The 22014-nt window shown below is 58.7% G+C and carries 18 protein-coding genes and 2 tRNA genes; 11 read left to right on the forward strand and 9 right to left on the reverse strand.

The window, feature by feature from the left end:
• The first annotated feature begins 31 nt into the window (after positions 1-31).
• The 4 genes from PPTH39_RS18010 to PPTH39_RS18025 all read left to right on the forward strand — a co-directional run bounded on the left by PPTH39_RS18010 (position 32) and on the right by PPTH39_RS18025 (position 4352).
• Positions 32-928 carry a LysR family transcriptional regulator gene (locus PPTH39_RS18010; protein ID WP_095017674.1) on the forward strand — a complete coding sequence of 299 codons (897 nt, stop codon included), beginning with the start codon at positions 32-34 and terminating at the stop codon, positions 926-928.
• Between the two features lie 141 nt (positions 929-1069).
• Positions 1070-2284 (forward strand): nicotinate phosphoribosyltransferase, encoded by a 1215-nt coding sequence (gene pncB, locus PPTH39_RS18015; RefSeq protein ID WP_095000972.1) that lies wholly within the window; start codon positions 1070-1072, stop codon positions 2282-2284.
• A 3-nt stretch (positions 2285-2287) separates the two neighbouring features.
• On the forward strand, positions 2288-3115 hold the full coding sequence (gene nadE, locus PPTH39_RS18020; protein WP_095000971.1) for an ammonia-dependent NAD(+) synthetase: 828 nt from the start codon (positions 2288-2290) through the stop codon (positions 3113-3115).
• A gap of 214 nt (positions 3116-3329) precedes the next feature.
• Positions 3330-4352: a DUF1338 domain-containing protein gene (locus tag PPTH39_RS18025; protein ID WP_095017675.1), complete on the forward strand. Its 1023-nt coding sequence runs from the start codon at positions 3330-3332 to the stop codon at positions 4350-4352.
• A 57-nt stretch (positions 4353-4409) separates the two neighbouring features.
• Here the strand turns inward: PPTH39_RS18025 and azu are convergent, their stop codons facing one another.
• Positions 4410-4856 (reverse strand): azurin, encoded by a 447-nt coding sequence (gene azu, locus PPTH39_RS18030; protein ID WP_095000969.1) that lies wholly within the window; start codon positions 4854-4856, stop codon positions 4410-4412.
• 332 nt (positions 4857-5188) lie between these two features.
• Between azu and PPTH39_RS18035 the strand changes: the two genes are divergently transcribed.
• The gene (locus PPTH39_RS18035) at positions 5189-5389 is read left to right on the forward strand and encodes a hypothetical protein (protein ID WP_095000968.1); all 201 of its coding nucleotides are present in this window, start codon (positions 5189-5191) and stop codon (positions 5387-5389) included.
• Positions 5390-5740: 351 nt separating this feature from the next.
• On the opposite strand, the gene PPTH39_RS18040 is transcribed toward PPTH39_RS18035, so the two are convergent.
• The 8 genes from PPTH39_RS18040 to rnr all read right to left on the reverse strand — a co-directional run bounded on the left by PPTH39_RS18040 (position 5741) and on the right by rnr (position 15609).
• Positions 5741-8047, reverse strand: coding sequence for a YgiQ family radical SAM protein (locus PPTH39_RS18040; RefSeq protein ID WP_095000967.1), 2307 nt, complete (start codon positions 8045-8047; stop codon positions 5741-5743).
• A 232-nt stretch (positions 8048-8279) separates the two neighbouring features.
• The gene (gene dnaB, locus PPTH39_RS18045) at positions 8280-9674 is read right to left on the reverse strand and encodes a replicative DNA helicase (protein WP_016783319.1); all 1395 of its coding nucleotides are present in this window, start codon (positions 9672-9674) and stop codon (positions 8280-8282) included.
• Between the two features lie 120 nt (positions 9675-9794).
• Complete coding sequence (rplI, locus tag PPTH39_RS18050; protein ID WP_003439047.1) at positions 9795-10241, reverse strand: 50S ribosomal protein L9; 447 nt, start codon at positions 10239-10241, stop codon at positions 9795-9797.
• A gap of 19 nt (positions 10242-10260) precedes the next feature.
• Positions 10261-11157 (reverse strand): YybS family protein, encoded by an 897-nt coding sequence (locus PPTH39_RS18055; RefSeq protein WP_095000965.1) that lies wholly within the window; start codon positions 11155-11157, stop codon positions 10261-10263.
• Positions 11158-11193: 36 nt separating this feature from the next.
• Positions 11194-11424, reverse strand: coding sequence for a 30S ribosomal protein S18 (gene rpsR / locus PPTH39_RS18060; RefSeq protein WP_003171373.1), 231 nt, complete (start codon positions 11422-11424; stop codon positions 11194-11196).
• A gap of 28 nt (positions 11425-11452) precedes the next feature.
• Positions 11453-11878 carry a 30S ribosomal protein S6 gene (gene rpsF, locus PPTH39_RS18065; protein WP_003439045.1) on the reverse strand — a complete coding sequence of 142 codons (426 nt, stop codon included), beginning with the start codon at positions 11876-11878 and terminating at the stop codon, positions 11453-11455.
• 306 nt (positions 11879-12184) lie between these two features.
• The gene (gene rlmB / locus PPTH39_RS18070) at positions 12185-12949 is read right to left on the reverse strand and encodes a 23S rRNA (guanosine(2251)-2'-O)-methyltransferase RlmB (RefSeq protein ID WP_095000964.1); all 765 of its coding nucleotides are present in this window, start codon (positions 12947-12949) and stop codon (positions 12185-12187) included.
• A complete protein-coding gene (rnr, locus tag PPTH39_RS18075; protein WP_095000963.1) occupies positions 12946-15609 on the reverse strand; it encodes a ribonuclease R in 2664 nt (887 codons plus the stop codon). Before rnr ends, rlmB begins: the two co-directional genes overlap by 4 nt.
• Before the next feature lie 227 nt (positions 15610-15836).
• Between rnr and PPTH39_RS18080 the strand changes: the two genes are divergently transcribed.
• The 6 genes from PPTH39_RS18080 to PPTH39_RS18105 all read left to right on the forward strand — a co-directional run bounded on the left by PPTH39_RS18080 (position 15837) and on the right by PPTH39_RS18105 (position 21852).
• Positions 15837-15923, forward strand: a tRNA-Leu gene (locus tag PPTH39_RS18080).
• Positions 15924-16097: 174 nt separating this feature from the next.
• Positions 16098-16184: transfer RNA gene (locus tag PPTH39_RS18085), tRNA-Leu, on the forward strand.
• Between the two features lie 192 nt (positions 16185-16376).
• The gene (locus PPTH39_RS18090; protein ID WP_095017676.1) at positions 16377-16883 is read left to right on the forward strand and encodes a sigma-70 family RNA polymerase sigma factor; all 507 of its coding nucleotides are present in this window, start codon (positions 16377-16379) and stop codon (positions 16881-16883) included.
• On the forward strand, positions 16876-17844 hold the full coding sequence (locus PPTH39_RS18095) for a FecR family protein (RefSeq protein WP_130872272.1): 969 nt from the start codon (positions 16876-16878) through the stop codon (positions 17842-17844). Before PPTH39_RS18090 ends, PPTH39_RS18095 begins: the two co-directional genes overlap by 8 nt.
• A 145-nt stretch (positions 17845-17989) precedes the next feature.
• Positions 17990-20764 (forward strand): TonB-dependent receptor, encoded by a 2775-nt coding sequence (locus PPTH39_RS18100; RefSeq protein WP_232527656.1) that lies wholly within the window; start codon positions 17990-17992, stop codon positions 20762-20764.
• Positions 20761-21852 (forward strand): cytochrome-c peroxidase, encoded by a 1092-nt coding sequence (locus tag PPTH39_RS18105; protein ID WP_232527657.1) that lies wholly within the window; start codon positions 20761-20763, stop codon positions 21850-21852. Before PPTH39_RS18100 ends, PPTH39_RS18105 begins: the two co-directional genes overlap by 4 nt.
• Positions 21853-22014 lie beyond the last annotated feature (162 nt).

The following is a 22014-nucleotide window of genomic DNA, read 5'->3' on the forward strand; positions in this document are numbered from 1 at the left end:
GTTGCCTGACAACAACAATCAGAGGCCTTCTATGCTCAACAAGCGCCATCTACCTTCGATCACGGCGTTGCAGTGTTTTGAAGCGGTGACTCGTCATCTGAGTTTCACCCGTGCGGCCGAAGAGCTGAATCTGACCCAGAGCGCAGTCAGCAAACAGGTCGCACAGCTCGAGGAGCTGTTGCAGCACTTGCTGTTTCGCCGGGTGCGCCGCCGCTTGCAGCTGACTCCAGCAGGGGATTTGTATCTGGTAGAAGTCCGAAAAATCCTGACCCAGGTCGAGATGTCGACCCATACCCTGCGTTCCTATGGCGGCGAAACAGAAGTGCTACGGGTCTCCACCCCTTCCACTTTTGGCGCCCGCTGGCTGGTGCCGCGCCTCAAAGGTTGGGGCATACGCCATCCGCATATTCATCTGGATCTGTGCAATGAGCAGCAAGGCGACGATTTGCTGCAAGGGCGCAGCGATCTGGCGTTTTACTTCGGCCAGGGCTCACGGCCCGGCACCGAGAGCCTGAAGCTGTTCAGTGAAGAACTGGTCGCCGTATGTTCGCCAGCAAGCTTGCCGGGCACGGCACTGACCGACCCGACCCAACTCACAGGTCTGGTGTTGCTGCAGAACGCTTCGCGGCCACAGGCCTGGCACGAGTGGTTTGAGCATCAGGGGTTTCATACCGATCACAGCTACCATGGGCCGCGCTTCGACACCTTCTACATGTGCATCCGCGCAGCCCAGGTTGGCTGTGGCGTGGCACTGCTGCCGAGGTTCCTGGTGGAAGAGGAATTGGCCGACGGCAAACTGGTCATCGCCTGGCAGCACTTGATGCCGAGCCGCGATGCCTACTACCTGGCCTATCCTGAACATACGGCAGGCGTACCCAAGGTAAAGGCATTCGTGAGCTGGTTCATGGAGCAGCTGGATGCGCGATAACACCTGTAGGAGCGGGCAGAAACAGGCTACGACCACAAAAACCGCTGGCAAAACCGCCTGCAGATATGCGCCACTAGCGCCATTCATTGAAAAAGCTGAACGCCGTGGCTATCAGGCACGGGCAGCATGGAGATTGCCGCTATGAGCGAGAGTGTATTTGCCGATCGCATCGTGCAGAACCTGCTCGACACCGACTTCTACAAATTGACCATGATGCAGGCGGTGCTGCACAACTACCCCAACGTCGAAGTCGAATGGGAATTCCGCTGCCGCAACAGTGAGGATCTGCGCCCATACCTCAACGAAATTCGTCACCAGATCGAACGCCTGTGCGAACTGAGCATGACTCAGGACCAGTTGGGGTTTCTGGAACGCATCACCTTTATGAAGCCCGACTTCATCCGCTTTTTGGGGCTGTTTCGCTTCAATATGCGCTATGTACACACCGGCATCGAAAACGGCGAACTGGTTATCCGCCTGCGCGGGCCGTGGCTGCATGTGATCCTGTTTGAAGTGCCGTTACTGGCGATTGTCAGCGAAGTACGCAACCGTTCGCGCTATGCCGATACCGTGCTGTCACAGGCCCGGGAGCAGCTGTATCGCAAGTTTGACTGGCTGCAGGCCAATGCCAGCGCAGAAGAGTTGTCTGAACTGCAAGTCGCCGATTTCGGCACTCGTCGACGGTTTTCGTACCGCGTGCAAGAAGAAGTCGTCAGTGTGCTCAAGCACGACTTCCCCGGGCGCTTTGTCGGCACCAGCAACGTCAACCTGTCCCGCGAGCTGGACATGAAGCCGCTGGGGACCATGGCCCACGAATGGATCATGGCGCACCAGCAACTGGGCCCACGGCTGATCGACAGCCAGAGTGCCGCGCTCGACTGCTGGGTGCGCGAGTACCGCGGCTTGTTGGGCATCGCGCTGACGGACTGCATTACTACCGATGCCTTCCTGAAAGATTTCGATCTGTACTTTGCCAAGCTGTTCGACGGCCTGCGCCACGACTCCGGCGACCCTGTGGTGTGGGCCGAAAAATGCATAGCTCATTACCACAAGCTGGGCATCGACCCCATGAGCAAGACTCTGGTGTTCTCCGACAGCCTGACCCTGCCCCGGGCGCTGGAGATTTTCCGGTCGCTGCGCGGCCGGATCAACGTCAGCTTCGGTATCGGGACTAACCTGACCTGCGACATTCCGGGGGTTGAGCCAATGAGCATCGTGCTTAAAATGAACGCCTGCAATGGCTCGCCGGTGGCCAAGATTTCCGATGAACCGGGCAAGACCCATTGCTCCGACCCCAACTTCGCCGCCTATTTACGCCACGTTTTCCAAGTTCCTGAACATTCTCCCAAGGAGTGAATCATGCAGGCCGTACAGCGTCAGATTGCTGCAGACCTCAAGGTCCAGCCGCCGTTCAAAGACACCGCAGCCCTTGAGGCCGAGATTGCCCGGCGTATCACTTTCATTCAGTGCTGCCTGCACAACGCCCGGCTCAAGACCCTGGTACTGGGCATCAGCGGCGGGGTCGACTCCCTGACCGCAGGCCTGATGGCCCAACGTGCGGTGCAGCAATTGCGCGAACAGACCGGTGACCAGGCCTATCGCTTTATTGCCGTGCGCCTGCCTTACGGTGTGCAGCATGACGAAGCAGACGCCACGGCTGCGGTCGACTTTATCAACCCGGACGAGCGCCAGACCGTGAACATCGGCCCTGCGGTCAAGGCCCTGGCGGCTGAAGTGACCGCGTTTGAAGGCAAGCCTGCCGCCACCGTGGACTTTGTACTGGGTAACACCAAGGCGCGTATGCGCATGGTGGCGCAATACACTATTGCCGGGGCGACTGGCGGGCTGGTGATCGGTACCGACCATGCCGCCGAGGCGGTAATGGGCTTCTTCACCAAGTTCGGTGATGGTTCCTGTGATCTGGCGCCGCTCAGCGGGCTGGTGAAAAATCAGGTGCGGGCCATTGCGCGGCATTTTGGTGCGCCGGAATCGCTGGTGGAGAAAGTCCCGACTGCCGACCTCGAAGACCTGGAGCCCGGCAAACCGGACGAAGCGTCCCACGGCGTGACCTATGCCGAGATCGATGCCTTTTTGCATGGCGAGCCGGTGAGCGAAGAAGCGTTCAATATCATCTGCAAGACGTACGAAAAGACCCACCACAAGCGTGAGATGCCGTTCGCGCCTTGAGCCCGTGCGTACCTCTCCCGGAGGGAGAGGGAGCAGACCGCACGCGGTTTCAAGAACACCATCAATCCGTCCCCTCTCCCTCCGGGAGAGGGCTAGGGTGAGGGGCTTTTTCCTTCCCGGAAAAAACGGAATGAACCCCGCAATTTTTTTCGCTTGTGGCCGCAACGGCCAAAGGCTTTGATAGACGTCTATTTCGTCGCCAGAGCCCTGCCCCATGCCTGCTTTCGATGCTTTGTTCTCCCTTGTCGATTCCGTGCTCGGCCAACCGGCCACCGCCTGGTTGCGTGAGCATGTCGAAGTGCCTGAAGGGCTGCTGCGCTTCAACTGGCATGAACAGGCACTGCACCGGGTGTGGCTCGCCGAAGCACTGAACCTGTGCCTGCTGCACAAACTGGTGGAAGCCGTGCCTGAAGGCCGACGCTATGTACAGGAACAGGCACAGCATGGCCGCAAGGTAGTGTTCGACCATGGCGCCCTCCGTACGGTGGACTGGCCTGCCAACGGCGAACTGCCCCGCGGCCGCCAGGCATTTGCCCGTTTGCTGGAGCCACTGGGCTTTACCGATGTGCGAACCTACCCGCTGACCAAGCTGAACATGACCGGCTGGGGATACCGACAAATGGATCTGCCCGAAGACATCGCCCAGTTCTTTGTCTCGGAACTGCACCCCGGCCGCTTCAGCGAGGCTTTTCAACAGGCCGTCAGCCGCGTGGTCGGTTCCAGCCTTGACCCGCTGCAGGCCCAACACCACAGCATCCTCAAGACCCTGAGCCTCACCCGCCACTGCAGCCTGAGCCAGGCGCAGGCCCTGTTGCCAGGGCTGTATCAAGCATTCGGCCGGCAGCATGGCGTGGTACAGGAAACGGACTACAACTGCCTCCTCGCTGAAAGCGCCGAGATGGCCTGGATCGCAACCGAGGGCAACAGCTTCAACCATCTGACCGATCGCGTGCCGGACCTCGAAGCCTGTGTGGCGCAACAACGTGACTTGCAACGGCCCATGAAAGACAGCATCGAAGTGTCCGCCTCGGGGCGGGTGATGCAAACCGCCTATCGCGCCAACACGGTCAGCCGCGGCCTGGTCGATGCTGCCGGGGTGTACCGCGAGCACGCAGTGCCGGGGTCATTTGTGGAGTTCATCCAACGCAAGATCGACCCTGATACCGGCCACATCGATCTGAACTTCGACAGCAGCAACGCCCAGGGCATTTTCAAGATGACCGACTCCAGGGCCTGAACGCAAACAGCCCTGACGGCGCAGGGCACGTCAGGGCTGTTAAGGGCTTGCGTGGTGTTATTTAAGAACCACAGCGCCTTTCATCATCGAGTTGTGGCCCGGGAAGGTGCAGAAGAATTCATATTCTTCGCCCGCTTTCAGCTTGGCCACATCGAAGGTCACGGAGTCTTTCTCACCGGCGCCAATCACTTTGGTGTGGGCGATGATGCGCTCATCACCGTCCTTGAGATAGTTTTTGTCCAGGCCAGCGGCAATGCCGTCGGTAGAAACTGCCTGCATGTCTGCCTTTTTGCTCAAGACCCAGTTATGACCCATGACGTTTTTCGGCAGATTGCCGGAGTGCGTCAGGTTAACGGTGAAGGTCTTGCAGGATTTGTCGATGACGATCTCTTTGGTGTTGTAAGACATTTGGTCAGTCGAATCGACAGTTACAGCGCACTCAGCCGCCAGCAAATGGCCGCTGGCCAGAGTCAAAAGGGATACCGCAACAACTTTGGCAAACATGGTGTATCTCCAAGGCAGGGTATGGGGAAGCAAAAATCTGTATACAGATTGCCTGAAAATTGTATCGATTCATATGATCTGCGTCATGATCTATCGCCACAATCGACACAATCCATCCCAGAATGGACTTCAGGCTTATAACCTTAGGCCATCATTTTGAATTTTGGGGGAATAAGTAACTAGATTTAATCCACAACCGGCTTTTGCGTGGGTGTAGAGTCGTATTTTTAGCGCAATGTGCAACCTTGCAAAAACCCAGCTAACGGCTAAGCACTAATACAGGGCAGAATACGCGCCGCTCAACCTCACCTTCGACCCCAAGAGGATCGCCCATGGCCAAACCAAACTATAACTTCGCTAAGCGTCAAAGAGACTTGGCTAAAGAGCAGAAGAAAGAGGAAAAGGCTGCCCGCAAGAAAGCGGCTGCTGAAGGCGGTACTGTTGATACCGAGCTGGACCACGAAGTCGACAGCGAAAGTGAAGACGCCGCAGAAGATACCGGCGCACCAGAAGACAAAGCTCCAACTGCTTGACCCCCTCGGCCCGGTTATCCACAACCCGGCCCACAGGATCTGTGATCAGGATCAGCAGCCCGCCTGCTGATCCTCGCAGTTAGCCTGAACGCCCTCAGACGCTTCCAACCTCATTCCCTTACTTCCGCGACAGCAAACAGCCTACAAACCCGTGGCAGGCCTCTCAGCGCGCAGAAAGCACAACGCCAGCCCTAAGGCTGGCGTTGATTTACTGCAATTTACGCAAAACCGTAGCAGCTGCCGAAGGAACACTGCAACTGTGGGAGCGAGCCTGCTCGCGAAGGTCGTTCGCGAGCAGGCTCGCTCCCACAATAGGGCTTGACCTGCAACAGAGTATCTACAAGGGCAGGCTTAGCGCGGCACTACCGGCTTGCGGGCCGGGCGCTGGCTCTTGCCGCCCTTGGCTGCTTCCTGGCGCTCCTTGGCGGCCTGCTTGTTGCGGGCAAACGCAGCAGCCTTGGCCTGTTCACGCTTGTCCCACGGGTTGCCACCATCACTGGCACGCGGCGGCAGGCCAGTGTGCTGGGTCAGGATCTTGGTGGTCTTCTCACCCGCGACCTTGTGGCTACCGGCAGGCGTCGAGTTTTTGCGACGGGCACTCTGGTAACTGTCGGTCGCCGGCTGATGCAACGGGATCAACTGGTCCTTGCCCGAACCGATCAGGTCGGCACGGCCCATGCGGGTCAGCGCCTCACGCAGCATCGGCCAGCCTTTCGGGTCGTGATAGCGCAGGAACGCCTTGTGCAGGCGGCGCTGCTCCTCGCTCTTGACGATGGTCACCGAGTCGCTCTTGTACGTGACCTTGCGCAGCGGGTTCTTGCCCGAGTGGTACATCGCGGTGGCGGTAGCCATCGGCGACGGGTAGAACGCCTGCACCTGGTCGGCACGGAAACCGTTGGTCTTGAGCCAGATGGCCAGGTTCATCATGTCTTCGTCTTTAGTGCCGGGGTGAGCGGCAATGAAGTACGGGATCAGGTACTGCTCTTTGCCTGCTTCCTTGGTGTACTTCTCGAACATGCGCTTGAACTTGTCATAGCTGCCAATGCCCGGCTTCATCATCTGGTTGAGCGGACCTTCCTCGGTGTGTTCCGGGGCGATCTTCAGGTAACCACCGACGTGGTGGGTGACCAGTTCCTTCACGTATTCCGGCGACTCGACGGCAAGGTCGTAACGCAGACCGGAAGCGATCAGGATTTTCTTCACGCCCGGCAAGGCACGGGCGCTGCGGTAAAGCTGAATCAGCGACGAGTGGTCGGTGTTCAGGTTCGGGCAGATGCCCGGGAAAACGCAGGACGGCTTGCGGCACGCGGATTCGATTTCTGGCGTTTTGCAGGCGATGCGGTACATGTTCGCGGTCGGGCCGCCAAGGTCGGAAATAACCCCGGTAAAGCCTGGCACCTTGTCGCGGATCTCTTCGATCTCGCGAATGATCGATTCTTCGGAACGGTTCTGGATGATGCGCCCTTCGTGCTCGGTGATCGAGCAGAAGGTGCAGCCACCAAAGCAGCCCCGCATGATGTTCACCGAGAAACGGATCATGTCATAGGCCGGGATTTTTTCCTTGCCGTACGCAGGATGGGGAATACGTGCGTAAGGCATGCCAAACACGTAGTCCATTTCTTCAGTGGTCATCGGGATCGGTGGCGGGTTGAACCATACATCCACTTCGCCGTGCTTTTGCACCAGCGCACGGGCGTTGCCCGGGTTGGTTTCAAGGTGCAGCACGCGGTTGGCGTGGGCATACAGCACCGCATCAGCACGTACTTTCTCGACCGATGGCAGACGGATGACCGTCTTGTCACGGGTCATGCGCGGGCTGGCCAGGATCTGCACGACCTTGGCTTCGTTCGGGTCTTCAACCGGGCCCTTTTCCTGCTCGATGGCGCAGGCCTGGGTGTCCTGGGTGTTGACGTACGGGTTGATGATCTTGTCGATCTTGCCCGGACGGTCAATACGCGTGGAGTCGACTTCATACCAGTCTTTTGGCGTATCGCGACGAATGAACGCGGTGCCGCGCACATCGGTGATGTCTTCGACTTTGTGGCCGTAGGACAGACGCTGGGCCACTTCGACGATGGCGCGCTCGGCGTTGCCGTACAACAGGATATCGGCACAGGCGTCGATCAGGATCGAATTGCGTACGCGGTCCTGCCAGTAGTCGTAATGCGCGATACGGCGCAACGAAGCTTCGATACCGCCGAGTACGATCGGTACGTTTTTGTAGGCTTCCTTGCAGCGCTGGCTGTACACCAGACTGGCGCGATCCGGACGTTTGCCTGCCATGCCACCGGGGGTGTAGGCGTCATCGGAACGGATCTTTTTGTCAGCGGTGTAGCGGTTGATCATCGAGTCCATGTTGCCGGCGGCAACGCCGAAGAACAGGTTCGGCTCGCCCAGCTTCATAAAGTCGTCTTTGGACTGCCAGTTCGGCTGGGCAATGATGCCCACACGGAAACCCTGGGACTCCAACAAGCGACCAATGATGGCCATGCCAAATGACGGGTGATCGACATAGGCATCACCCGTCACGATGATGATGTCGCATGAATCCCAGCCAAGCTGATCCATCTCCTCCCTGCTCATGGGCAGGAATGGTGCTGGGCCGAAACATTCGGCCCAGTACTTCGGATAGTCAAATAGAGGCTTGGCTGATTGCATGTCGATGACCGGTGTTGAGTGCAAAAAAGGGGGCGCGGCATTTACTAAGAAATTCGCGGGCGCGGAATATAGCACAAAAAATGACCAATTCCGACGGCAATGGTCGGAATTGATTGGCGCAGGCATATTGTCTGTGGGAGCGAGCTTGCTCGCGATTCAGGCGGCGCGATCTATCTGATTGACCGCGTCGATGCTATCGCTGGCAGGCCAGCTCCCACAGAAGCCGGACAGGTTAATCGTCGTCGAAGTTGTAACTGCCTGGCGCCAGGTTTTCGAAGCGCGTGTATTTGCCGATAAACGCCAGGCGCGTGGTGCCGATCGGGCCGTTACGCTGCTTGCCGATGATGATCTCGGCAATGCCCTTGTGCTCGGTCTCGGGGTGGTACACCTCGTCCCGGTACACGAACATGATGACGTCGGCGTCCTGCTCGATGGCTCCGGATTCACGCAAGTCGGAGTTGATCGGGCGCTTGTTGGGCCGCTGCTCCAGGGAACGGTTGAGCTGTGACAGCGCGACTACCGGGCAGTTGAATTCCTTGGCCAGCGCCTTGAGGGAGCGGGAAATCTCGGAGATTTCGTTGGTACGGTTGTCACCGCCGGAACCCGGGATCTGCATCAATTGCAGGTAGTCGATCATGATCAAGCCGATATCGCCGTGCTCACGCACCAGTCGCCGGGTACGGGCGCGCATTTCCGAGGGGCTGATGCCCGCGGTATCGTCGATAAACAGTTTACGGTCATTGAGCAGGTTGACCGCCGAAGTCAGGCGCGGCCAATCGTCGTCTTCGAGGCGACCGGCCCGGACCTTGGTCTGGTCGATGCGACCCAGCGATGACAGCATACGCATGATCAGCGATTCACCTGGCATCTCGAGGGAGTAAACCAGTACCGCTTTCTCGCTGCGCAATACGGCGTTTTCAACCAGGTTCATCGCAAAGGTGGTTTTACCCATCGATGGACGACCGGCGACGATAATCAAGTCCGCAGGCTGCAAGCCGCTGGTCATGCCATCGAGGTCGGTGTAACCGGTGGACAGGCCGGTGATGGCGTTGTCGGTGTTGAACAGCGTGTCGATACGGTCGATGGCTTTGGTCAACAGATCATTGACGCTCACCGGGCCACCGGTTTTTGGCCGGGCCTCGGCAATGGCAAAGATCTGGCGCTCGGCCTCATCGAGGATTTCTTCGGCGCTGCGCCCTTCCGGGTTGAATGCACTGTCGGCGATTTCGGTGCTGATACCGATAAGCTGACGCAACGTCGCACGCTGACGCACGATCTGGGCGTAGGCCTTGATGTTGGCGACCGACGGCGTATTTTTTGCCAGTTCACCGAGGTAGCCCAGGCCGCCCACCTGCGAAGTCTGACCTTCCTTGTCCAGTTGCTCGGCAAGGGTCACGACGTCAATCGGGGAGTTCTGGTCTGCCAGCTTGGCAATGGCGCGGAAGATCAGGCGGTGGTCATGTCGATAAAAATCACCGTCCGAAACCTGATCCAGCACGCGTTCCCAGGCGTTGTTGTCCAGCATCAAACCACCGAGCACAGCCTGTTCGGCCTCGATGGAATGCGGAGGCACCTTCAGGGCTGCGGTTTGTAGATCGTATTGCTCAGGAGCGGAGATATCGTTCATGGCCACTTGGAATTAGTTTGAAAATCAGGATCTGCAGAAAGACAAAGGGCACGACCTGTAAACAGGATCGTGCCCGATGTTAACCGTCCGGCACACAAGGTGCCAGTCAGTTAAGACTGCTTAAGCAGCTACCACAACAACGCGTACGGTTGCTTCAACTTCGGCGTGCAGGTGCACAGCCACGTCGAATTCGCCAACGTTGCGGATAGTGCCGTTCGGCAGACGAACTTCGCTTTTTGCAACTTCAACGCCGGAGGCGGTCAGTGCATCAGCGATGTCGTGAGTGCCGATCGAGCCGAACAGCTTGCCTTCGTCGCCAGCGGTGGCAGTGATAGTCACTTCCAGCTCAGCCAGTTGGGCAGCGCGTGTTTCAGCCGAAGCTTTTTTGTCTGCAGCAGCTTGTTCCAGCTCAGCACGACGCTCTTCAAACGCAGCCAGGTTGGCAGCGGTTGCAGCGGTAGCTTTGCCGTACGGCAGCAGGTAGTTACGACCGTAACCGGCCTTAACATTTACTTTGTCGCCCAGGTTGCCCAGGTTCGCGACTTTTTCCAGAAGGATCAGTTGCATGTGAAAATCCTCTTAACTTTTAACCTTCACCGTCCGCAGAGTCTTTATCGGTGCCTTTCGGCGCCAGACGTCCGCGAAAATCAATCAGGCTGTCGACAATGGCCAAGACCACGAGCAACGGATAGATCAGCTGCATAAACAGCAACAGCGTGACGTACAACCCCACCAGCCAGAACTTGGCCAGTCGCTTTTGCGCCACCAGCCCATGAATCAGGGCCAGCCCGGCGAAGAACAACGCTACGCTGCACAACGGCGTAAGCATGGCCATTTCGGGACCGAAGTTCGGCCCTACAAGCATGCACGCCAGCAATACGAGCGCTGGTCCCAGCGGTAGGCGGATGCTGCGAAATTCGCTGGCAAAACCACCCGGGTTATACAACAACGCCTGCCAATAACGCCCAAGTATCAGGCTCAGCACGCTGACGACCTGCATCAAAGCTGCAATCAAACCGGTGAGGACGGGTGCAATCAGTGCTCCAAGGCGCGCTCGCTCTACGTCAGATAACTTGTCGTAGAGACCATTGAGGACCTGCGGCAGAAGTTTTTCCAACTCCTGCGCCATTGCACCAATGGGTTCGCGGAAAACCGTACCCAGGACCACGCCATACACCACACCCAACGCTACGCTGACCAGCAGCACGCGATTCCAGGACTGACCGGCGCGTAACATCAACGCCAGCCCCAGAGTTCCCAGCAGCACCATAAGGGTGCGGGGCTCTCCGATAAACCACCAGACCAAGGCCGGCAGTAACGCCCATGAGAGAATGCTCAAGGCATCTCTCGGACCGCGCCGCAGAAGCACCAGGCTACCTGCAGCAGCACTCAACCAGAACAAGAACGGCAATGCCGCACATCCGGCCACGATTAACGTGGCCTGCACACGGCCTCGCATGATGAACTCAGCTAAGGCGCGCATGCTTTCAATCCTTTACTACTTGTCGACTGCCCGGTCTCAGCGGCCGTGGCTGTCGGTGTAGGCCAGCAGGGCCAGGAAGCGGGCGCGCTTGATAGCGGTGGCCAGCTGACGCTGATAACGAGCTTTAGTACCGGTGATACGGCTTGGAACAATTTTGCCGGTCTCGGATACGTAAGCTTTCAGAGTGTTGAGATCCTTGTAATCGATCTCTTTCACTTCTTCTGCGGTGAAGCGGCAGAATTTACGACGACGGAAGAAACGTGCCATGTAATTGGCTCCTCAAAAGGTCCGTGGATTACTCGTCAGCGTTATCGCTGGCGTCGCTGTTATCGCTGTCATCGCCATCGGCGCTGTCAGAATGCTCAGGACGGTCACGACGCTCACGGCGCTCACTGCGGTTCTCTTCAGCCTTGAGCATCTCGGACTGGCCAGTTACGGCTTCGTCGCGACGGATGACCAGGTTACGGATCACAGCATCGTTGTAACGGAAGTTGTCTTCCAGCTCAGCCAGGGCTTTGCCAGTGCACTCAACGTTCAGCATCACGTAGTGAGCCTTGTGAACATTGTTGATTGCGTAGGCCAGTTGACGACGGCCCCAATCTTCCAGACGGTGGATTTTGCCGCCGTCTTCTTCGATCAGCTTGGTGTAACGCTCTACCATGCCGCCGACTTGTTCGCTTTGATCCGGGTGGACCAAAAAGATGATTTCGTAATGACGCATGAATGCTCCTTACGGGTTGTAGCCTGCCGCTAACTAAAAAGCGGTCAGACAAGGAGTGAATGACACTTGTGTGTCTTGCCTAGAGAGGCACATATGCGCCCGCCATGACGGCAAGGGGCGCAATTGTAGAGAAGGGACAACGGAGGCGCAAGGCAATTGGTGATTATTTGAACAATCTTTACTTGTATACGCCACAAACCAATGTGGGAGCGGGCTGGCTCGCGATGGCATCGCTGCGGTCATCCAGAGACACCGCGTGATACGCATCGCGAGCAAGCCCGCTCCCACATTTAACAGCCAGCCAGCTTACTTCTTCTTAGAAGAAGTCTTGGCCTTGGCGCCGCGCTGACGCTGGGCTTCGAACAGGCAAACACCTGTCGCCACCGAAACGTTCAGGCTGCTGACGCTGCCGGCCATCGGCAGCTTGACCAGGTAATCACAGTGCTCACGGGTCAGGCGACGCATGCCCTTGCCTTCTGCACCCATGATCAGGATGGTCGGGCCGGTCAGGTCCTGGTCATAGATACTGACTTCAGCCTCACCGGCCGTACCGACAACCCACAAGCCGCGCTGCTGGAGCTTCTCCAGGGTACGCGCCAGGTTGGTCACGGCAACCAACGGAATAACTTCCGCTGCACCGCAGGCTACTTTTCGTACCGTCGGCGTCAGCGTTGCAGATTTGTCCTTGGGCACGATAACAGCCAGCGCACCGGCAGCATCCGCCGAGCGCAGGCAAGCACCCAGGTTGTGGGGATCGGTCACGCCGTCCAGTACCAGCAACAACGGGGCACCTTCAGTGCGATCGAGCAGCTCGTCGAGCATGGCTTCGCCCCAGACCTGGCTCGGACTCACGTCCGCCACCACACCCTGGTGCACGCCTTCGACCCAGACGTCCATTTCACGACGCTCGGCCTGGCCGACAGCCACACGGTTTTCGTTGGCCAGCTCGATCAGCGTTTGTACACGCGGATCACTGCGACCTTCTGCCAGCCATACCTGCTTGACGCGCTTGGGATGGTGACGCAGCAATGCTTCTACGGCATGCACGCCATAGATTTTTTCCAGACTCATGACTTGGCCTTAGGTTTGCGCGCCCCGCCGCTTTTGGCGGCTGGAGCGGTGCCCGATTTTGGCGGGCCTTTACGATGTTTGCTCGGCTTGGAAGGCTTGCCCGCATCTTTTGCAGGCGCCCCCCTACCCGACTTTCCCGGCTCCGATGTCCGACCGCCGCTTTTCGATTCGGCCAGCAGCGCCTGTTTCAGTTCACGGCTTTTGCGCAGCTCGGCGTTTTTTGCCGCAGCATCGCTTGGGCGATAAGCATCATCCGAGGATTTTTTAGCGGGCTTGGCCGGCGCACTGCGACGTGCAGCCGGGGCTGGCTCAACCGGCTTTTCAGTCGGCTTGGTACCGGCCTTGCCTGCATTCCTGGTTTTAGGCGCATCAGCAGTACGATTTTTACGACCAATCGGCGCACTGAGGGTTTTTTCCGCCATTTCGAAGTCGATCTTGCGCTCGTCGAGATCGACGCGCATGACCCGCACTTCAACGGTATCACCCAAGCGGAAGCTGCGACCGGTGCGCTCGCCCGCCAGGCGGTGATGCACAGGGTCGAAGTGGTAGTAGTCGCCCGGCAAGGCAGTTACGTGAACCAGACCTTCAACATAGATATCGGTCAGTTCCACGAACAGGCCAAAACCGGTCACTGCCGTTACCACGCCAGGGAACGACTCGCCTACGCGATCCTTCATGAACTCGCACTTGAGCCAGTTGGTCACATCGCGGGTGGCTTCGTCGGCACGGCGCTCGCTCATGGAGCACTGCTCGCCGAGCTGCTCCAGGATCGCTTCGTCGTACGGATAGATGCGCGCTTTCGGAATGGTCATCGCACCAGCACGGCGAACGTGCGGGGTATCCATCTTGGAATGGATCACGCTGCGGATCGCACGGTGGGTCAACAGGTCAGGGTAGCGACGAATCGGCGAGGTGAAGTGGGTATAGGCTTCATAATTCAGGCCGAAGTGGCCCTGGTTATCGGAGCTGTATACCGCCTGGCTCAACGAACGCAGCATTACGGTCTGGATCAGGTGGAAATCCGGACGGTCCTTGATGCTGGCCAGCAATGCCTGGTAATCCTTCGGCGACGGACCATCTTTACCTTTGTGCAGGCTCAGGCCCAGCTCACCGAGGAACGCACGCAGTTTTTCCAGACGCTCCGGCGGCGGACCATCGTGGACACGATACAGCGCAGGAATCTCGTGCTTCTTGAGGAACTCGGCGGTGGCCACGTTGGCCGCCAGCATGCACTCTTCAATCAGCTTGTGCGCATCGTTACGGGTGGTCGGGCGAATATCGGCAATTTTGCGATCGGAACCGAAGATGATCCGGGTTTCCTGGGTTTCAAAATCAATCGCGCCACGGGTATGACGAGCTGCCAGCAACACCTTGTACAACGAGTACAACTGCTTGAGGTGCGGCACCACATCAGCGTATTCGCTGCGCAGTTGCTTGGCCTCGCTGGTTTTCGGCTGCTCCAGAATAGTGCTGACCTTGTTGTAGGTCAGACGTGCCTGGGAATGGATCACCGCTTCGTAGAACTGATAGTCGGTCATTTCGCCGGTTTTGGAGATGGTCATCTCGCAAACCATGGCCAAACGGTCGACTTTCGGGTTCAGCGAGCACAGGCCGTTGGACAGCTGCTCAGGCAGCATCGGGATCACGCGCTCAGGGAAGTACACCGAGTTGCCGCGAACCTGGGCTTCGGCATCCAGGGCCGAACCGATTTTCACGTAGCTGGAGACGTCGGCAATTGCCACGTACAACTTCCAGCCGCCGGAGAACAGGCGCAGCTTGCCAGGCTTGGCTTCGCAGAATACGGCGTCATCGAAGTCGCGAGCATCTTCGCCGTCAATGGTGACGAACGGCAGATGACGCAGGTCGATGCGCTTCTCTTTGTCTTTCTCTTCGACTTCCGGCTTCAGACGGCTTGCTTCCTTAAGCACAGCTTCCGGCCATACGTGAGGAATGTCGTAAGTACGCAGGGCAATATCGATTTCCATGCCCGGAGCCATGTAGTTGCCTACAACCTCCAGTACATCGCCTTGCGGCTGGAAACGCGGCGTAGGCCAGTGAGTAATCTTCACTTCGACGAACTGACCGATTTTTGCGCCAGCGTTGCGACCCGGGGTTACCAGCACTTCTTGCTGGATCTTCGGGTTGTCGGCCACTACGAAGCCAATACCACCTTCTTCAAAGTAGCGACCCACGATGGTTTCGTGAGCACGGGAAACCACTTCGACGATCACGCCTTCACGACGACCACGACGGTCCAGCCCCGAAACACGGGCCAGCGCACGGTCGCCATCGAACACCAGGCGCATTTGCGCAGGGCTCATGAACAGGTCGTCGCTGCCGTCGTCCGGAACCAGGAAGCCGAAGCCATCGCGGTGGCCACTGATACGGCCGAGAATCAGGTCGAGCTTGTCCACCGGCGCGTAAGTGCCACGGCGGGTGTAAATCAGTTGGGCATCGCGCTCCATCGCACGCAGGCGACGGCGCAAGGCCTCGATTTGGTCTTCTGTGGTCAGACCGAACTCTTCCACCAACTGTTCACGAGCAGCAGGCGAGCCACGCTCGGCCAGGTGCTGAAGGATCAGTTCGCGGCTAGGGATAGGGTTTTCGTATTTTTCCGCTTCACGTGCGGCCTCGGGATCGAGGGTCTGCCAATCGGCCATTAGATAGTTTTCACCTTGTCTATATGCGGGTTAGTTTGGCATACGCGTATTGAAACGGGAAATTTCAGGCACACACTGGGCCTTATTAGTCCTTTCTGACGCGCTTTGCTGCTGTCGACCAACCGTTCGCGAAATATTTTCACTATTTTTAAACACAACGCTTTACAGGTCAAAGGTTCGTCCGTAAGATGCGCGCCATCAACAACGGCAACAGCGTTGAAGATACTGCCCAGATGGTGAAATTGGTAGACACGCCAGCTTCAGGTGCTGGTGATCGCAAGGTCGTGGAAGTTCGAGTCTTCTTCTGGGCACCAATTCGAGATTGCAGAGTAGTACACTCTTCAGCCTCACACAAAAACCCGCGAAAGCGGGTTTTTGCATTCCGGGTCAGCTAAGCCCCTGATTTAATAAAATTAAAACAGGGGTTTACAGATCGAAAAGCTCTACGTATTATGCGCCACATCAACAGCGGCAACGTTGCTGATACTGCCCAGATGGTGAAATTGGTAGACACGCCAGCTTCAGGTGCTGGTGACCGCAAGGTCGTGGAAGTTCGAGTCTTCTTCTGGGCACCAATTCAGGTTTACAGGTTCACCCTGTGTAACCACTCAAAAAGCCCGCGAAAGCGGGCTTTTTAGTTTCCGGGATTCCTTCCTGCCCTCTTCGATACCTTTTATCTGCGGCCTAAAGGTCGTATTTGATAATCTATCTCATCCGCATTAATATCCGGCCAACTTCAGATCCCTGGCTCATCCTCCTGGATACCCGTGCCCGACACCAATGACAGGCTCCAGCTTTACCTGACGCATCGTATCGCCCTGGTCGACTATGCCGCCCCCATCGTGGGCTGCCGGGCCAAGGCAGAAGATGTGGTTCAAGACGCCTGGCTGCGCTTCAGCCAGGGCGCGGACAACCTCGCCCCGCTGACACAACCGGTGGGCTATCTTTACCGTATCGTGCGCAACCTGGCCTTTGACCTCAATCGCCGGGCAACCCTGGAAAACCGCCACACCACCCATAGCGAATCATTGGACGAACACATTTCCAACGCGCCTTCGCCCGAGCAGCAAGCCTTGCATGTGGACGAATTGCGCAAATTGCAACATGCTTTGTCCCGCCTGCCGGAGCGCACGCGCCAGGCATTCGTATTGCATCGCCTGCAAGGCCTGACGTTTCAGCAAATCGGCACGCAACTTGGCATATCCGTGAGCCTGGCCCACCAATTGGTCCGCGACGCCCTGACCTACTGCGCGGAACAACTGAGTGATGACTGAAAAACCGCCCCCGAACCCGATCTGGGAAACCGCACTGGACTGGCTGCTGCTGATCCAGGAGAACCCTCACGACTCCGAACTGACCGAACGCCTGAACCACTGGCGCGCCAGCGCCCCTGAGCACGACGCGGCTTATCGCAAGGCGCTCAAGGTCTGGAGCCTGAGCGGCGAGGCGCTCACCCTGCCGGCGACAACAGCACCGGCCCCGCCGATGGCACGCCCACCCCAGCGCCTGAGCCGGCGCAAACGCGCACTGGTCGGCGCCGCCGTGGCCGCCAGCGCCCTGCTGATGTGGGGCCCCGACTGGCAGGCGATGCAAGCCGACCACCGCAGCCCCACCGGCGAACACCGCACAGTGGCGCTCAGCGATGGCAGCCAGATGCTTCTCGACAGCAATACGCTTGCCGATGTGCAGTTCAACCCCGATCAGCGAGAAGTCACGCTATTGCGTGGCCAGGCCTTTTTCTCGGTGACCCACGATGCCAACCGCGCCTTCTACGTCAACGCCGGTGACGTGCGGGTTCGGGTGACCGGCACCGCGTTTGCGGTCAACCTGGACGACAACGGCGTCGACGTCAGCGTCGAGAGCGGCACGGTTGCGGTACAAACGCCGCAAGCATCGGTTTCGGCCACGCACCTGCTGGGCCATGGCGACCAACTGCACTTCACTGCAAACGGCCAGCGCACGCGCATCGTGCAATTGCCCCAGGAGCAAATCGCGCCCTGGCGTCGCTGGCAGCTGGTGGCGGTCGATCAATCGATCGATGACGTGATCACACAGTTGCGCCGCTATCAGCCGGGCCTGATTCTGCTGACGGACAAGGCGCTGGGGCAACGACGCATCACCGCAGCCCTGAACCTGCGCGACCCCAAACGCGCACTGCAAACCGCCATTGCCCCATTGGGCGGACGCCTGCAGGACAGCGTGCCCTACACCCTGATCGTCTCGACCAAGCCCTGAGCCTCCCTGCGGGCGCGGGCTTGCGTTAAGGAAACTATTTTCACTTATTTCTGGAAATCCTGAAGGCCCGGGAGTCTTTACCTACGAACGTCACTGATAAAGATTCGCATTAGTGACTATGGCGTTTCATTTCGTAGGTCACCTCATGCCTTCTTCGCGTTTGCGTTGTGTCAGTGTTGCTCGCTATCGATCGTTGTCCCTGGCCCTGTTGCTCGGCCTGCCCGCACTGGCCATCGCTGCCAGCCCGGCAGCCGACACGTCAATCAGCCGTCAACAACTGCACTTCCAGATCCCGGCCCAGCCTTTGGCCAGCGCCCTGATTGCGTTTTCCCAGCAGTCAGGCTGGCAGGTCAGCGCGGAAAGCACCGTGCTCAACGGCCTGACCAGCTCGCCAGTCGATGCCAGCACCAGCCCCGAAAAAGCCCTGGCCCACCTGTTGCGCGGCACGGGCATGCAATGGGAAGTGACCTCGTCTGACAGCGCCTCAATCCTGCCGCCCGCCCAAAGCGATGTACTGCAAATCAAAAGTACCCCCATCACGGCGATGGAGCCGGTGTTCCAGGGCGAACAGGTGATCGACCGGCAGATGATCGAGGACCTGCCCTCGGGCAACGGTGATATCACCAGCCTGCTGCGCACCAACCCCAACGTGCAGTTCGACAACAGCCAGTTGAGCAGCAAAAACCCGGGGGAAATCGCCCCCGCCGATATCAGCATCAACGGCGCACGGCCCTGGCAGAACCTGTTTATCGTTGACGGCATGAGCATGAACAACGACCTGGACCCGGGCAACAGCAACGACGACTTCGATGAGATACCGGGGCGCAGCCAGGGCCTGGCGCTGGACACCGACCTGCTGGAAAACATCAAGGTCTACGACAGTAACGTGCCGGTAGAATTTGGCGGCTTCAATGGCGGTGTAGTCGAAGCCAATACCCGCGACCCCCGCAAGGAACTGCACGGCAAGGTGTCGGTACAAATGACCCGCTCCGAGTGGACCCGCTATCACCTGAACAAAGACGACCCGGACCTGGAGAACTTCAAGGCCGGCTTTGGCAACAACTACCAGCCCGACTTCGAAAAAGTCATCACCCGCGCCACCCTCGAAGGCCACCTGACCGACAACTTCGGCTTGCTGGGCACCTTCTCGCGTAAAGAATCCACCATGCCGACCCGCCTGTTTTCCGTGGCCAACCAGACCGAAACGGCAATGGAGACCGAAGAACAATCGCGGCGCATCGACAACTACTTCCTCAAGGCCACCTGGCAGATCAACGAAGACTGGAAGCTCGATACCACCCTGACCCACGCGCCGGAAACCGCCCGCACCTACGGCCCCAACTCGCTGGTGTCCGGCCGCGATATGGATGCCGGTGGCGACAGTATCAGTACGCGCCTGGTGTGGAACGCGCCCCTGGCCCGGGTTGAGCAGAACCTGAGCTGGAGCGAGCTGAATACCTCACGCTATTCCGACCGCGACTACATGATCCTCTGGCGAACTTCGGCCAGCCGTGACTGGAGCACCTCGGCATTCGCCACCGAAGGCGGTTTTGGCGATATCGAAGAAACCCAAAAAACCCTGGCCTACAAACTCAAGGCCGACTGGAACAGCTTCAAATGGCTGGGTGTGGATCATTCGCTGCAAACTGGCCTGGAGCTGTCGCAGAACTCGGCCAGCTATGAGCGCGGCACACCCTACAGCAGCTATGCGGTGGACAAGGCCACGTCATGCACCGGCAATGACCCGCTGTGCTCAATGGCGCCCACGATCAATGGCTGGCCTGGCCAGTATGCGAACAAGATGACCGTTACCCAGGGCAAAATTGCCTTCGACACGCGTTCATGGGCGCTGTATCTGCAAGACGAAATGCACTACAAGCGCCTCACCGTCAGGCCCGGCATCCGGGTGGACGGCGACAACTATATGAATCAGATCACCTTCGCCCCGCGCCTGGCCACCGAGCTGGACGTGTTTGGCGATGGCAAGACCCGCCTCACTGCCGGCGCCAACCGTTACTACGGACGCAACCTTTACGCCTATCGCCTGCGCGACGGTATTGCCTCGATGAGCACCGAATACACCCGCAAGACGCAGACGTCTGACTGGGAGCTGAGCAAGCACATCGCCAATGACAGCAAATTCAACCAGCTCAAAGTGCCTTACGACGACGAACTGACCCTGGGCCTGAGCCACGTGCAATGGAACACCGAGTTCGCCGTCAAGTACGTCAACCGTAAGGGGCGCGACCAGATCAGCCGCGCCTGGGGCGCGCAAATCGGCGAACCGTCCGAAGACACCTCGACCCTGGCTGCCAACTACTACACCTACTACAACGGCGGCAAAAGCGACGCCGACATCTACACCCTGAGCATCACCCCCCTGCAACCCTTCAATCTGGGCAGCACCCGCACCACTGCGCAGTTTGCGATGGACTGGAGCAAGATCAACAACACCGGTCTGTCCAGCTACAGTGCCAGCATCGGCGCTATCTACGTAGAAGACCCGACGATCCAGTACGACGGCAAGTTCATGAAGTATTCCGACATGCCCGCCAGCAACTACAACCGCCCCTGGACCGCGCGCCTGACCACCGTGACCGAAGTCGAGCCCCTGCACCTGACCTGGACCAACTTCCTGCGTTATCGCGACGGCTACCGGCGCATTGCCTCCACCAACAAAACGGTCGAGCACGAAGGCAGCAGTGTCCATGTCTGGGAAGAAACTCCGTTCTCCGGGGCACTGACATGGGACACCCGTGTGGCCTGGGAGATGCCCACCGCCAAGGATCAGGCCGTATTCGTCAATCTCGACGTCAGCAACCTGCTGGACAAGACCATTGTCAGCTCCACCGACACCAACGGCGTACTCAACTATGAAGTCGGCCGTCAGTTCATGCTGGAAGTGGGGTATAAATTTTGAAGACCCTGTTCCTCGGCCTGACCCTGGGCACCCTGACCCTGAACGCAGTCGCCTGCGACGAACAGGCCGCCGACTATAAAACCTGCATCGCCCAACAATACCGCCAGCCCGTCGCCCAATGGCCCGCACCCCAGGTAGATGCCGATGTGCAATGGCAGGAAATGGCCGCCCTGCCCGCCCACGCCCCCGCACCGCCGGATAACCCGTTCAGCGAAGCCAAGGCCGAGTTGGGCAAAAAACTGTTCAACGACCCCAAGCTCTCGCGCTCCGGGCAAATCGCCTGCGCTTCGTGCCATGAAGCCGATATGGCCTTTGCCGATGGCCGCCGCGTCTCGTTCGGGCATGACCGCCAGAGCGGCCGACGCAATGCCCCCAGCCTGGTAATGAGCGGCTACAGCCCGGCGCTGTTCTGGGACGGGCGCGGTGGCACTCTGGAACAGCAAGCCATGCACCCCATCGTCGACCCGGTGGAAATGGCCTTTGATATCCCGCAACTGCTGCAACGGCTCAATACCGATAGCGCTTACCGGGAGGAGTTTGCACAAGTTTTCGGGCCAGGCCCGATCACCCCACAGCAAACCGCCCAGGCCCTGGCCACCTTTCAGCGTACGCTGGTCAGCGCCACGCGCAACACCGCCTTCGAGCAACTGCTGCGCGGGCGCCCGCAACGCATGAGCGATGAGCAGCTCTATGGCCTGCATCTGTTTCGCACCAAGGCACGCTGCATGAACTGCCACTTCGGCCCGGCGCTGAGCGACGAGCAGTTTCATAACGTCGGCCTGAGTTACTACGGGCGTAAATACGAAGACCTCGGGCGCTACGAAGTAACGCGCAAACCAGAAGACGTGGGGGCATTTCGTACGCCGTCATTGCGCCTGGTGATGAAAACCGCACCGTGGATGCACAACGGCCTGTTTGTGAACATGGAAGGCACGCTGGCGTTCTACAACATGGGCATGCCCCGCCCGCGCCCCAACGCGCAACAGGTCAACGACCCGTTGTTCCCACGCACCAGCGACCGGCTCAAGGCGCTGAACATGGACAAGGACGAACTGCGGGCCTTGCGCAGCTTTCTCGACACACTGTAGGCAGCGCCTGACTTTGTGGGAGCGGGCTTGCTCGCGATGCAGGCGACACGGTGTACCGGTAAAACGGCAGCATACCCATCGCGGGTAAGCCCGCTCCCACAAAAGCAGAACAGGCCGGCAGCATCACATTTCGTCGCACTGGTGCAATTGGACGCTGGGTCA

This window comes from Pseudomonas bubulae, assembly GCF_900618535.1.
Lineage (GTDB): Bacteria > Pseudomonadota > Gammaproteobacteria > Pseudomonadales > Pseudomonadaceae > Aquipseudomonas > Aquipseudomonas bubulae.